The 13,131-nt window shown below is 70.4% G+C and carries 10 protein-coding genes; 5 read left to right on the forward strand and 5 right to left on the reverse strand.

All coding sequences use genetic code 11. The features are described from left to right. Positions 1–10 precede the first annotated feature (10 nt). Positions 11–739 carry a lytic polysaccharide monooxygenase gene (locus C6361_RS01330; protein ID WP_107259603.1) on the forward strand — a complete coding sequence of 243 codons (729 nt, stop codon included), beginning with the start codon at positions 11–13 and terminating at the stop codon, positions 737–739. A 184-nt stretch (positions 740–923) separates the two neighbouring features. On the opposite strand, the gene C6361_RS01335 is transcribed toward C6361_RS01330, so the two are convergent. From C6361_RS01335 to C6361_RS01350, 4 genes are all read right to left on the reverse strand, one after another. Continuing rightward, entirely contained in the window at positions 924–2,567 is a 1,644-nt protein-coding gene (locus tag C6361_RS01335; protein WP_107266476.1) for a ricin-type beta-trefoil lectin domain protein, read from the reverse strand. A 55-nt stretch (positions 2,568–2,622) separates the two neighbouring features. Next, the gene (locus C6361_RS01340) at positions 2,623–5,349 is read right to left on the reverse strand and encodes a beta-L-arabinofuranosidase domain-containing protein (protein ID WP_369931475.1); all 2,727 of its coding nucleotides are present in this window, start codon (positions 5,347–5,349) and stop codon (positions 2,623–2,625) included. Between the two features lie 215 nt (positions 5,350–5,564). Beyond that, positions 5,565–6,953, reverse strand: a complete 1,389-nt coding sequence (locus C6361_RS01345) for a glycoside hydrolase family 43 protein (protein ID WP_107266478.1) — start codon at positions 6,951–6,953, stop codon at positions 5,565–5,567. A gap of 294 nt (positions 6,954–7,247) precedes the next feature. Further along, positions 7,248–7,691 carry a pyridoxamine 5'-phosphate oxidase family protein gene (locus C6361_RS01350; RefSeq protein WP_107266479.1) on the reverse strand — a complete coding sequence of 148 codons (444 nt, stop codon included), beginning with the start codon at positions 7,689–7,691 and terminating at the stop codon, positions 7,248–7,250. Positions 7,692–7,962: 271 nt separating this feature from the next. Here C6361_RS01350 and C6361_RS01355 point away from each other — a divergent pair, with 271 nt between their 5' ends. The 4 genes from C6361_RS01355 (at position 7,963) to C6361_RS01370 (ending at position 12,343) form a co-directional block, all read left to right on the forward strand. Continuing rightward, positions 7,963–8,772: an alpha/beta fold hydrolase gene (locus tag C6361_RS01355; RefSeq protein ID WP_107266480.1), complete on the forward strand. Its 810-nt coding sequence runs from the start codon at positions 7,963–7,965 to the stop codon at positions 8,770–8,772. Between the two features lie 121 nt (positions 8,773–8,893). Continuing rightward, positions 8,894–9,688 (forward strand): AraC family transcriptional regulator, encoded by a 795-nt coding sequence (locus C6361_RS01360; protein WP_107266481.1) that lies wholly within the window; start codon positions 8,894–8,896, stop codon positions 9,686–9,688. A gap of 152 nt (positions 9,689–9,840) precedes the next feature. Continuing rightward, positions 9,841–10,773 (forward strand): hypothetical protein, encoded by a 933-nt coding sequence (locus C6361_RS01365; RefSeq protein WP_159079117.1) that lies wholly within the window; start codon positions 9,841–9,843, stop codon positions 10,771–10,773. 337 nt (positions 10,774–11,110) lie between these two features. Further along, positions 11,111–12,343 carry an RCC1 domain-containing protein gene (locus C6361_RS01370; protein ID WP_107266483.1) on the forward strand — a complete coding sequence of 411 codons (1,233 nt, stop codon included), beginning with the start codon at positions 11,111–11,113 and terminating at the stop codon, positions 12,341–12,343. A 111-nt stretch (positions 12,344–12,454) separates the two neighbouring features. On the opposite strand, the gene C6361_RS01375 is transcribed toward C6361_RS01370, so the two are convergent. Further along, the gene (locus C6361_RS01375; RefSeq protein WP_107266484.1) at positions 12,455–13,093 is read right to left on the reverse strand and encodes a class I SAM-dependent methyltransferase; all 639 of its coding nucleotides are present in this window, start codon (positions 13,091–13,093) and stop codon (positions 12,455–12,457) included. Positions 13,094–13,131: the final 38 nt, after the last annotated feature.

Raw genomic sequence — 13,131 nt, forward strand, 5'->3', positions numbered from 1 at the left:
GGGGATCCCTATGTCTACACTCGCCCAACAACTCGATCCGGCCCGACACCGCGTCACGACGGTCCTGCGGATTCTCGCCGTCGCGGTGGCCGGGGTCGTCGCGCTCACCGTGTCCCTGGTTGCCACGCCGGACACCGCGAGCGCGCACGGCTCGACGATCAACCCGGCCTCCCGCAACTACGGTTGCTGGAAGCGCTGGGGCAGCGACTTCCAGAACCCGGCGATGGCCACCCAGGACCCGATGTGCTGGCAGGCCTGGCAGGCCGACCCGAACGCCATGTGGAACTGGAACGGCCTGTACCGCGACGGTGTCGCCGGCAACCACCAGGCGGCCGTGCCGAACGGGCAACTGTGCAGCGCCGGGCGCACCGGCGGCGTCCGGTACGCCGCACTGGACAACCCGGGCAACTGGCAGGCCACCAACGTCGGGGCCAACTTCGGTGTCAAGATCCACGACCAGGCGCTGCACGGCGCCGACTACTTCCGGATCTACGTCACCCGGCAGGGGTTCAACCCGCTCAGCCAGCGGCTGGGCTGGAACAACCTCGAACTGGTCCGGGAAACCGGCCGGTACGCGCCGGGCGCTGGCACCCGGGAGAACGACCCGGTGCTGAACGGCGTCTCCAACACCATCAACGTGAGCGCGCCGGGACGTAGCGGTCGGCACATCGTCTACACCATCTGGAAGGCCAGCCACTCCGACCAGACCTACTACTGGTGCGCCGACGTCAACTTCTGAGGCACGGGGGGCTCGCCCCTGAACCGCACCACCGCCCGACCATTCCGCCATGGTCAGGCACGGGCCGGGTCCGCGTCACACGTGGACCCGGCCCCTCCCGTCGGGCCGCCGCGGCGCCAGGTCGTCGGCGTACGGACCGGTCGAGCCGTCTACCACCCGTACCGTCGACGGGGGTCCGTCGGGATCACGCCCGGCTCCAGCGTTGGTTCGCGGCGGTGTGACACGTCCAGACGATCACGGCGGTGCCGTTGCTGGTTCCGCCGTTGTCGACGTCCAGGCAGAGGTTGAGGAGCCCGACGTTGCCGATCGTGCCGTTGCCGTTGAAGGTCCAGCGCTGGTTCGCACCGCCGTTGCAGTCCCAGAGCTGTGCCGGCGTGCCGGCGGTGGCGTTCGTCGGGATGTCCAGGCACTTGCCGAGCACCTGCAGGGACTGGCCGGACTGGCTGAACTGCTGGTTGGCCCCGGTGTGACAGTCCCAGACCAGCATCGTCGTACCGTTGGCCGTGCCGCCGTTGTCGACGTCCAGGCACCGGCCGCTGGACTCGCTGCGGAGCCGGAAGGTGGCCGGCGGCTCGGTGGTACCCCCGCCGCTGACCCGGTAGACGACCGTGCCGTGCGCCGGCACGTTGGCGGAGATGCTGCCGCTGGTGGTGGAGGTGGCGTTGGTCCAGGCGTCCCGGAGGGTGAACGAGGTGCCGGACTTGCCGATCGCCGCCGCCGTCGTGGAGACCGTGGTGCCGGAGCTGCCCTGGTTGAACAGCGCCACTGCGACGTCGCCGTTGGAGAGCCGCTTGGCCAGCACCCGGCGGGTACCGTCGTTGGAGACCTGCACCGCCTGGAGGGCCAGCGGATCCTGGTTGATCGCGATCAGGTTCTGGTTGCGCAGGATGGCCAGCGTCGCGGCGTCCGCGCCGCGCAGGTCGTTGCCGGCGATCAGCGGCGCCGCCATCACCGCCCAGAGCGCGAAGTGGCTGCGCATCTCGGTGTCGGTCATGCCGCCCCGGCCGACCTCCATCATGTCCGGGTCGTTGAACGACCCCGGCCCCGCATAGCCGGCCAGCGGCACGTTGACGTCGACGATGTTCTGGATCCCCATCGGATATCCGTTGGTCTGGCCGGTGTTCCACGCGTTGGTGATGTCCTCGGTGCTGCGCCACATGTTGGCCACGTCACCCCAGTTGCGCATCGGCCCGGTCTTCTCGTGGATGCTGTTCGGATTGATGCTGTAGACGATCGGCCGGCCGGTGGCGGCCAGGGCGTCGCGCATCCTGGCGAACGTGGCGACCTGGTCGTCGATGGTGCCGCTCGGCGAGCACCAGTCGTACTTGAGGAAGTCGACGCCCCAGGCGGCGAACCGCCGGGCGTCCTGGGCCTCGTGCCCCTGGGCGCCGGTGGCTCCCGGGTACGAGCCGAAGTACTGTGCGCAGGTCCGGTCCAGCGGCGCCTGGTAGATGCCGAAGAGCAGACCCCGGGCGTGCAGGTAGTCGCCGAGCGCCTTCATCCCGCTCGGGAACCGGCTCGGGCTGGCCTGTAGCTCGCCCTGGGCGTCGCGGTTCGGGTCCATCCAGCAGTCGTCGACCACGACGTACCGGTAGCCCAGCTCGCGCATGCCGTTGGCCACCATGGCATCGGCCATCTGCCGGATCAGCGTCTCGTTGATGTTGCAGCCGAACGTGTTCCAGCTGTTCCAACCCATCGGTGGGGTACGGGCCACCCCGTTGTTCAACGCCTGTGCCGGTTGCGGTGGGCGGAACGGTTCGGTGACGACCACCGCCACCGCGAGCAGAGCGACGGTCAGGGCGGCCGACCATCTGGTACGCGTACGCATGAGCCCCTCCAGGCGGGTGGGTGACGAGGATGGGAGTTCGGGAGTTCCGTGCGGGTCAGACGAAGCGCCAGAGATGGTCGCTGGTCCCGTTGTCGTCCCAGATGACGATCTGTGCGCCGGCGGCGGTGGCGGCGCCGTCGACGCCGAGTACCCGGCCGCCGTTGGCGCACTGGATCCGGAAGTAACCGTTGCCGCCGTACCGGAGCCGCCACCGGTGGTCCTCGGTGCCGTTGTCGGCCCACTGCACCACCCGGGCGCCGTTGGCGGTGCCGGCGTCCTGCACCCCGAGCACCTTGCCGCTGTGCGAGTTGCGCAGCCGCAGGTAGCCGCCGGTGTCGACCAGCGCGGTCCAGAGATGGTCGGCGGTGCCGGTGTCGCCCCACTGGACCACCTGTCCGCCGTCGGCGGTGGACATCTCCCGTACCCCGAGCACCAGGCCGCTGGCGAGGTTCTGGATCCGCCGCGCCCCGTTGGGGACGAACCGCCACTGGTTGTCCGGCGTGCCGTTGTCCGGATCCTGCACCGCCTGGGCACCCTGGGCCGTGGAACCGTTGAGCAGGGCCAGCAGCTTGCCGGTGTGCACGTTGCGGATCTTGTGAGAGCCGTCGCCGACGTCGGTGACGGTCCACCGGTGGTCGGCGGTACCGCTGTCGCTCCACTGCACGACGGGTGCGTTGTCGGCGGTGGACATCTCCTGGACGCCGAGTACCTTCCCACTGTTGAGGTTGCGGAGCCGGACGGCGTTGCCGTCGACGACCAGCTCCCAGTCGTGGTCGGCGGTGCCGGTGTCACCCCACAGCAGCGCCCGGCCGCCGTCGGCGGTCGACATGTCCTGGATCCCCAGCACGAGACCACTGGCCGCGTTGGCCAGCCGGTAGCTGGCGGTCGAGCCACCCGCCTGCCCGTTGGCGCTCCAGTAGACGGTGTAGTTGTGCCCGTGCGCGTCGTAGAAGGGACCGAGGTTCACGGTCGCGCCGTTGGCGGTGGCGGTGAAGGCCAGCGAACCGCTGCCGGTGCGGGTCACCGAGCCGGTGGCCAGCGACGGGAGCGCGCTCAGCGTCGTGTTTCCGTAGTTTCCGGACAAGACGACCGGACCGTAGGTGACCGCCACGACGTTCGGGTTGTCGTTCGCGGGCTGCGTCGCGACCCGCATGGGCAGCCGTACGGTGACCACGTCGCCGGAGGCCCAGGAGCGGGTGAGCGTGGCGTAGCTTCCCGGCGCGGTGGCGATGCTCTGTGCGACCCCGTTGACGCTGACCGTCGCCCCGCTCGTCCAGGCCGGGATGCGGATCCGCATCGTCCACGACCCGCCCGCGCTCCCGGTGACGGTGAGCGTCGTCGTGTCGCTGACCGGATAGCTGGTGGTCTGGGTGACGGTGATCCCGCGCTGCGACCAGGTGAGCACCGACGGCATGAACAGGTTCACCGTCAACGTGGTGCCGTTGTGGAAGTAGATCGAGTCCATCAGCTTGGTGTTCGTCTCCAGGCCCGTACCCTGGCAGCACCAGAACGAGTTGTAGTCGGTGCTCCAGGTGCCGCCGCCCCACGCCGGACCGACGCCCCGGCGACCGCCCGGGTTGAGCGGGGTGAAGTAGGTGACGTGTCCACGGCTGTCGGCCGGGTTCTGCTGGCCGACCATGTGGTTGAGCAGCGCCCGCTCGTAGTAGTCGAAGTACGCCACCCGGTTCGGGTCCAGCAGCCACAACTCCCGGGTCAGCTTCAGCATGTTGTAGGTGTTGCAGGCCTCGCAGGTGTCGTTGCGCAGATATCCGGCGATGGCGTCGGGAGCCCGGAAGTGCTCGGCCTGGCTGTTGCCGCCGATGACGTAGGTGTGCGCGTCGACGGTGATGTTCCAGGCGTTGCTGGCGATGTCCCGGTAGCGGGTGGTGCCGGTGGCCTTGAACTCCCGGGCCGCGCCGACCCACTTCGGGACCTGGGTGTTCGCGTGCAATCCGTTGAGCTGGTCGGAGTTGGCCGCCAGGGGGTTGAACACGGCTGCGTGGTCGAACCGCTGGGCCGCGGTGAGCCATCGGGCGTCACCGGTCTGCTGGTAGAGGTCGGTGAGCACCGCGTTCATGCCGCCGAACTCGGTGCCCAGCATGGCCTGCATCTGCGCCGGGGTCAGCCGGCCGGTACGCCAGTCGACCCAGCCGGCGAGCCCGAGGAGTACGTCGCGGGCCTGGTTGCTGCCGAGGTGACGCCACACGTCGAGCAGCCCGGCCAGCGTCTTGTGGATGCAGTAGTAGGGCACGTTGCCGTTGCTCAACGTGCGCGCCTCCAGGGCGCTGAAGTCGGACTCGGGGAAGCCGGAGAGGTAGCCGGGGTTGAACCCCGCGGCGGCGTTGTTGGCCTGACAGCGGGCGAGTTCGGCCACCATGCGGTTGGCCCTGTCCCGGCAGGTGGTGTCGCCGAGCACCGCCCACATGTAGGCCCAGGCGGTCAGGAAGTGGCCCTGCATGTGGGTGCGGAACGGGAACGAGGGCGCGTCCCATCCACCGGTCGCGGCGGCACCGTTGGTGGAGAGGCGGTGGTTGGCCCGGAAGTTGTAGAGCAGCCGCTCCACGTCGACGAAGCGCAGGTAGTTGAGGGTACGGTTCTGGTTGTCGAGCCAGCGGCTGGCGGTCAGCCGCACCTGGCCGAATTCGAACGGGTACGCCGAGACGCCGATGTCCGGGCGGGCGGGTGCGAGGGCGGCCTGCGCCTGGGGACCGTCGAGGACGGAACCGACGGCCGAGGCGACGGTGGCGACACCGGCGGCCTGCAACAGGTGGCGGCGGCTCATGGGCGGGAACGACACGGGGGCCTCCGTTGACGGTGCGGAGTTGACAGCCGTGATCTCCGGGCTGCGGTGATTCCGGGCTGCGGTGGTTTCCGGACTGGCTTCCGGGCTGGCTTCCGGGGTGCCGGACTGGTGTTCCGGGCCGCCGGACTGGTGTTCCGGACCGGGGTGTTTCCGGATCTGGGGCCCGACCCGCCCGCCGGGCCCGGTGGCGGTGCCTAGGAGATGACCCGGAAGGTGGCGTCCTGCCGGTCCGACGCGCTGGAACTCGCGCCGAGCGGGTCGATCCGCAGCAGGTAGCCACTGTGCCGGAGGTAGCGATCGGGGAAGTTGTAGGAGCGGAACGACGACCACGAGCTGTCGGCCAGCCCGGCGGTACGCGAGAAGGTGGCGTCGGCCCGGAACGTCGCGCTGTTGTCGTTGGGGTCGAGCCGGATCGCGTAGTCGCTGTGCCGCAGGTAGCTGCCGGGGCGGTTCACCGACTCGAACGACACCCCGGCCGGGTCCGCCAGGCCGGGGACCATCCGCCACATCTGGTCCTGGTACGGGTCGAACGGGTAGGGGTCGATCCGACCGACGTTGTTCGCGTGCCGCACGACGTGGTCGGGCAGGTTGGAGCACTTCAGGCGTACCCAGTTCGGCGTGCCCCAGCGGCTGACCAGGCCGTTGTACTCGGCGTCGGTGATGCCGAGGATCGAGCCGTGCTTGCCGTTCAGCGGCGGGGTGTAGTCGCGCTGGTTCAGTTGGCTCCACGCGTTCGCGGTGATGTTGCTGGAGGACCAGGCGTAGTAGTCGGCGTTGACCGGGCTGAACGAGTCGCCCCAGAGCCACCACCCGGCACCGTCGTTCCGCTTGACCAGCAGCGGCGCCTCTATCGCGTTGCCCTGTCGCAGGCCGCCGGTGTAGGTGGTGAAGCTGTTCGGGGCGCCGGTGCTGGACCTCGCGCCGTAGAGGTTTCCGTCGGTGAGGTTCTTGTAGTACAGGTAGGTGGTGCCGCCGTCGACGACGATGTCACCGTCGAGGACGCCGGAAGCGGGTCGGAAGAAGGGCTGCGGCGAGCTGACGGAGCGGAAGTCCGTCGTGTAGTTCACCTGGAGGATGTCGCCGCCGTTGTTGCACGAGTAGACGATCGCGTACTGGCTGCGGGAGGCGTCCCAGAAGACGGTCGGGGCCCAGGTGTGCGCGTTCAGGGTGTGCATCCGGATCCGGCGGTAGCCGGTGAAGGACTGTAGGTTGGTCGAGTCGTACACGTGCAGGTACTGGCTGGTCCGGCTGAAGTCCGTACCCCTGAGGTCGGTGGCGACCACGACGAAGGTGCCGTCCTGCTTGCGGTACACGAACGGGTCGCGCAGGCCCAGTTCGCCGGCGGTCGGGGTGACCACCGGGTTGTTCTGGTTCAACGGGGTCCAGTTGAGTCCGTCCCGGCTGACCGCGAGGTGCAGGCCGTAGTCGGCGCCCTGGAAGCTCGGCGTCTCGGTGAAGTAGGTCATCACGTAGCCGGTGTAGGTCGCCGCCCAGGCGGCTCGGGGGCGGATCGCCAGGCCGGTCGCGGTGACTGCGGCGGAGGCGGCCACCCCCAGGGTGAAGGCTCGTCGAGTCAGGGGCACGGTAACGACCTTTCTGGGCAGGTGCTGCGAGGTGTGCCGCCGTACTGCTCCGGCCGGGTGTCGGCCCGACCGGCGGAACGCGGCGGGCGGTCAGCCGCACATGGGCTGCTATCGATGTGAGCGCTAACTTATCCCGCTCACGGGATGTTCGCAAGCATCCTCGTCCGGCTGGCACATCTCCGGAGCCGATCAGTCACCCGAGGGCTCTACGGACCCTGTTAGCGCTCACACCCGGCGGGCGCAGGTCTCGCCGAAGTTGCCCGACGCCCGCGCCCGCCGCCAGCCGGGAGGGCGCTACACCCGCCACTCACCGGCGACCATCAGATCCCGGCCCGCGATCTCGTTGACCTCGCGCCACGCCTGGATCAACTCCGGCCGGATCCGGAAGTACGGGTAGTTCCGCAGTTTCCGGGGGTCGAACCCGGTCTTCACCGCGAACGCGTCGCCGACCGCGTCGGTGAGCGCGCCGACCTCGGTCGCGGAGCCCTCCACGAGTACCACGTCGCGGGTGGGCCCGATCGTGAGCCGGACCCGCCCGTTGGCGCGCAGGTTCCGGGCCGTGGGGTTGGTGGCGGCCGTCGAGACGAGGAGCGTCTCGTCGTCCCAGAGGAAGGACAGGGGTACCAGATAGGGCGTACCCGCCGCGTCGGCGGTGGCGACCCAGGCGTCGACGTCGTGTTCGAGCCGGTGCAGGGTGTCCGCTTTCCGCCGCTCGGGCGGTCGGGGTGGCGGTGTCATGGCGTCGAGCCTCCTGTTCACGGTCGAGCGATCGTCGTCGATCGGATGCGCCGGGACGGCGTGTCCGCCCTCGCGGGTGTTCCTTTCTACCAACCGGCTGTGACGTGGTCGGACGCCGCGGTCAGCGGTCCGCGGGAGGCCGAGGACGGGTGCCCGCGGCGGTGACTCGGCGAGCTTCGCCCCGATCTCCGGTACGTGCCCGTAGCTGCGGCCGACCTCCCGACGACATTCGTCCAAGACGCATGCCCGGCAGGCCGTGCACCATCGCCAGATGAGCGAGTACGACGTTGAGTACCCGGACGGGTTGCACGTGGTCCACGACGGCCCCCGGCAGGCGCCGGCGCTGCTGCTCATCCACGGATCCGGGGCGTCGAGCGGCAACTGGAAGCCGATGGTCCCGGCACTCGCCGGTCACCACCACGTCATCCGGGTCGACCTCCCGGGCCACGGCCAGTCGCCACCCGGGCTCTGCTACGAGGTGCCCGCCCAGGCGGGCCGGGTGGCGGCGGTCCTCGACCACCTCGACCTGCGGGACGTGGCCGTGGTCGGACACTCCAGCGGTGGCTACATCGCCACCGCCCTCGCCGAGCAGCGCCCCGCCCTGGTGCGGTCGCTGACGTTGATCAGCACCGGCCCGAGCCCCGACGCGTTCCTGCCGCAGCCGATCCTGCTCCGGGCCCTGTTGGCCCCGCCGCTCGGCCCGCTGCTGTTCGCGAGGCGGTCGGACGCGATGATCCGGCGGGGGATCAGCGCCACCTGCGTCCGTCCGGTGGAGATCCCGGACGACGTGGTCGCCGAGCTGCGCGGCATCTCGTACCGCACGTTGCGGACGGTGCTTAGCCGGAACACCGCGTACATCACCGAGCGGAGCGTGCCGGAGCGTCTCACCGACCTCGACCTCCCGGTACTGGCGATCTTCGGCGCCGCCGATCCCCGCTGGAACCCGTCCTCCGCACACCGGTACGCGACGGTGCCGAACGCTCGGCTCGAACTGCTGCCCGGCGTCGGTCACGTACCCATGTTCGAGGCGCCCGAGGCGGTCAGCGAACTGCTGCTGAGCTTCGCGGCGACGAGCCGCTGACGTCCCGGCCGTGACCTCCGCGCCGTAGGCTGGTCGCGTGCTGCCGACCGGGACATCTCCCGACTGGGCGTCGGTGGAGGTCGCAGTCCCGCGCCCGTCGCGTCGGCTGCCGGGGATCAGCATGGCCGGCTTCCGCCACCACACCCCGGCCGCCGTGGACATCGCCATGGTGGCGCACCCGTCCGTCACGCTGATCGTCGACCTGAGCGAGGGCGAAGGACTCGGCTACCACGCGCCGGGCCGGCACGGGCACGGCAGCGTCGTCGTCGGCCTCCTCCCCGGCGCGTTCCGGGCGGCGGGCCGGCGGGGTGAGTGCCTCCAGATCCGGCTGGAGCCGGTCGTGGCGGCCGCGGTGCTCGGCGCGTCCACCGAACTCACCGGGACGGTGGCGACGCTGGACGAGATCTGGGGCCGTGACGCCGGGCGGGTCGAGGAGCGGCTGCGCGCCGCCGCGTCGTGGGACGAACGGTTCAGGATCGCGTGGGAGATCCTCGGCCGGCGGCTGGACGCCCGCCCGGCGGTCGATCCGGAGGTCGCGCACACCTGGCGGCAGACGCTCAGCAGCCGGGGACGGGTGCGCGTCGACGGGCTGGCGGGCGACGTCGGCTGGAGCCGCAAGCGCCTCTGGTCCCGCTTCCGGGCCCAGATCGGCATCACCCCCAAACGCGCCGCCCGGCTGGTGCGGTTCGACCACGCCGTACACCTGCTCGCGGCGGGGCAGGCCGCCGCCAGCGTCGCCACCGAGAGCGGCTACGTGGACCAGTCACACCTGCACCGCGAGATCAGGGCGATCGCCGGGCTCACCCCCGCCGCCGTGGCCGACGCCCCGTGGCTCGCGATCGACGACGTCGCGTGGCCGGCTCCGGCGCGACCCGGTGCCCCGGTGACGCGTGGCGAAGGCGGCGCCGGCCGCTGATCTCCGTCGGGGGCGTTCCGGACCTTCAACGGGCTCGATCGGGCGGTCCGCCGAGGGGCGGTCGCCGGGGCAGCGAGCCGTGAACATTGTCGATACGGTGATCACGGCGCGCCGGCCGGCGCGCCTTTCCACACGACAAGACGGGGGGTTTCATGCTGCTCAGACGCTTGACGACACTCGGCATGGCGGCCGGGGTCGTCACCGCCACCGTGCTGACGGTCGCTGCCGCGCCGGCCCAGGCGGCACCGACCAGCGTGACGTCGTACTCGTTCACCAGCGAGGCCGGCGACTACATCGGCGGTGGACAGACCCGCGACTACCAGGCGCCGTCGGCCGACATCCGGCTCTCCGGCACCGCCGGGTACGTGACGATGCGGGTGGACGCCGGTTCGGAGTGGTGGACCATCGAGTTGGCCGCGCCGAACGGTGACGTACTCCGGCCGGGGCGCTACCTGGACGCGGAACGGGCCGCCTTCCGCACCGGCCGCTCCCCGGGGCTGGACGTGTCGGGGACCGGGCGGGGCTGCAACCGGGTCTACGGCAGCTTCTGGATCGACCAGATCGGCACCGCCGCCGACGGTACGGTGACGCTGCTGGACGCACGATTCACCCAGCACTGCGAGTCGGAGACCGCGCCCCGTCTACAGGGGACGGTGAAGTTCGCCGCCTACCCGCTGTCGTACCGGTTCGCCAGCGATGCCGGGGACTACATCGGCGGCGGGGTCACCAAGTCGTACACGAACGCCACCTCGGTGTTCGGGCTTCGGGGTACCGCGAGCGGCGTGTCGTTCTCGGTCTCCGGCCAGCGCGACTACTGGTCGGTCGAGCTGTACCCGCCGGCGGGGCAGACGCTGCGGGTGGGTACCTACACCGACGCCCAGCGGTACCCGTTCAACGAGAGTGGCCATCCCGGCCTGTCGGTGAGCGGAAATGGGCGGGGCTGCAACACCCTGACCGGAGAGTTCACCATTCGGGAGATAGCGTTCGACGCGTCGGGTGCGGTTAGCGCACTCTCTGCGACGTACGTGCAACACTGCGAGGGCGGTACGCCGGCGTTGCGCGGCACGATCCGCTACTTCGCCTAGCCGAGACTGTCCCGAACTGTCCGAGGCTGGCCGAGCGGGGGCGTGACCCACGGGTCGCGCCCCCGTCGCACATCCGTTCCCGACACCGCCGACGGCTCGGTGGCAACGCCGCCGGCCTGAGTGACCGGTCAGCGGACGAGTAGCGGAAAACTGTACTTCATACCTGGATCGGACTCGCCGCGAGGGTACGTCGCAGGAAACTTATGTACCGATTCCACATTGCCCCTAGTCAATGCCGTAGGGCGATGCTATGAATTGGTGGGTCGCTGGCGACCTACCAGGGCAATGCCGCCTCCACCGTCTAGGCATCGACGTCGTTTTGGGGAGAGAACAGTACATGAGCAAAGATCAGGATGGTTGGTTGCGGTCTGTGTGGCGGCGTTGGGCGAGAGCTGTCGCCACGGCGGTGGCATCCGCCGGAGTCGTGGTGCTCGCCATCGGAGTCACCGCCGGCACCGCTGCCGCGGGCGTCGATCCCGCCGAGCGCGGCTCGCTGAACGCCGCGCTGGCCGCCCCGACGGTTTCCAGCGTCGCCGCGGGTTACGCGCACACCTGTGCGATCAGCACCGACGGCGGACTCTGGTGCTGGGGCGGCAACAGCAGCGGTCAGCTCGGTGACGGCACCACCACCAACCGGAGCACTCCGGTGCGGGTCGGCAGCGCCAACACCTGGGCGAGCATCGACGCCGGCACCAGTTACGCCTGTGCGGTCCGGACCGACGGCACGCTGTGGTGCTGGGGCCGCAACAGCAGCAACCAGCTCGGTGACGGCACCAGCACGAACCGGACCAGCCCGGTGCAGGTCGGCACCGCCACCAACTGGGCCAGTGTCAGCGCCGGTGACGGGCACACCTGTGCCACCCGGACCGACGGCAGCCTGTGGTGTTGGGGCCGCAACCGCAACGGCCAGCTCGGTACCGGTGCCGCCCTGGCCGACGCGACCACCCCGGTACGGGTCGACACCGCGACCACCTGGGCGAGCGTCGCGGCCGGCTACGCACACACCTGTGCCCGCCGCACCGACGGCACCCTATGGTGCTGGGGGGACAGCTCGAACGGACAGCTCGGTATCGGCGTCCTGAGCTACCGGACGACTCCGACCCAGGTCGGCACCGGGACCACCTGGACCGGCGTGGTGACCGGCTACACCTTCACCTGCGCGGTCCGTGCCGACGGGACGCTGTGGTGCTGGGGCGAGAACGGCTACGGCCAGCTCGGCGTCACCGGCCCCCACCGGACCTCGCCGGTCCAGGTCGGCAGCGCCACCACCTGGAGGTCGGTGCTCGGCGGCAACGACACGGCCTGCGCGGTCCGCACCGACGGCAGCCTGTGGTGCTGGGGCAACAACTCGATGGGACAGCTCGGCGACGGCAGCACCACCCACCGGTACGCCCCCACCCGGGTCGGCACCGCCACCACCTGGGCCAGCGGGGTCGTCGGCAGCTACCACAACTGTGCGGTCCGCACCGACGGCGGTCTCTGGTGCTGGGGCAACAACGCGGCGGGACAGCTCGGCGACGGCACCCTCACCCAGCGGTCGACCCCGACCCAGGTGACCATCCCGGGCTGACCGGTCGACCACCGCATTTCGCTGTCATGCCGTCGGCCCGTGCCGCTGCCACTCCAGCGGCCGGGCCGACGGCATGACGACCGGGATCACCGCAGACCGCCGCGTACCCCGTCAGCGGTGCGCGAAGACGAAGCCACCCACCAGGTCCGGGGTCGGGCGCTGCACCATCTCGGCCTCGACCCTGAAGCCGGCCGCTTCCAACCAGGCCGTGACCCGAGCCGTCGACCGGCGATGCACGTAGACGTGCATCGGGTGGCCGCCGTACCCCTTCGTCTTGAGTTCGCTGCCGTCGCCGGCATGGAATCCCACCAGCAGTGGCGCGCCCGGCCGCAGCACCCGGAAGAACTCGGCCAGCACCACCGGTACCTCGTCGTCGGGGACGTGGATCAGCGAGAACCAGGCGAGCAGGCCGGCCAGGGATTCGTCGGCCAGTTCCAGACCGGTCATGGAGCCGACCTCGAACCGCAGCCCGGGATGGTCCCGCCGGGCCACTTCGATCATCCCGGGTGAGAGGTCGACGCCGAACGCGTCCAGGCCGATACCTCGCAGATGGGCAGTTATCCGGCCGGGGCCGCAGCCGACGTCGGCCACCGGCCCGTCCGGTCGGGCGCGCACCAGCTCGGCGAAGAGCGCCAGGATGCCCCGCTGGAACGGCTCGCCGGCCAGGGCGTCGCGCAGCATCCCGGCGTAGCTGACCGCCACGGTGTCGTAGGAGGTTCGGGTGTCGTCGAGCCAACCGGGAACGCGCATGCGCAGGACGATAGTCCCGGGCGGGCTGGGGTCGGCGT

This window comes from Plantactinospora sp. BC1, assembly GCF_003030345.1.
Classification (GTDB): Bacteria; Actinomycetota; Actinomycetes; order Mycobacteriales; family Micromonosporaceae; genus Plantactinospora.

Bases quoted from the DNA above. Each gene is read 5' to 3' on its own strand.
- C6361_RS01360 (WP_107266481.1), top strand. From the start codon at position 8,894: ATGGCCGGCTTCCGCCACCACACCCCGGCCGCCGTGGACATCGCCATG.
- C6361_RS01330 (WP_107259603.1), top strand. From the start codon at position 11: ATGTCTACACTCGCCCAACAACTCGATCCGGCCCGACACCGCGTCACG.
- C6361_RS01340 (WP_369931475.1), bottom strand. From the start codon at position 5,349: ATGAGCCGCCGCCACCTGTTGCAGGCCGCCGGTGTCGCCACCGTCGCC.
- C6361_RS01335 (WP_107266476.1), bottom strand. From the start codon at position 2,567: ATGCGTACGCGTACCAGATGGTCGGCCGCCCTGACCGTCGCTCTGCTC.
- C6361_RS01355 (WP_107266480.1), top strand. From the start codon at position 7,963: ATGAGCGAGTACGACGTTGAGTACCCGGACGGGTTGCACGTGGTCCAC.
- C6361_RS01370 (WP_107266483.1), top strand. From the start codon at position 11,111: ATGAGCAAAGATCAGGATGGTTGGTTGCGGTCTGTGTGGCGGCGTTGG.
- C6361_RS01375 (WP_107266484.1), bottom strand. From the start codon at position 13,093: ATGCGCGTTCCCGGTTGGCTCGACGACACCCGAACCTCCTACGACACC.
- C6361_RS01365 (WP_159079117.1), top strand. From the start codon at position 9,841: ATGCTGCTCAGACGCTTGACGACACTCGGCATGGCGGCCGGGGTCGTC.
- C6361_RS01350 (WP_107266479.1), bottom strand. From the start codon at position 7,691: ATGACACCGCCACCCCGACCGCCCGAGCGGCGGAAAGCGGACACCCTG.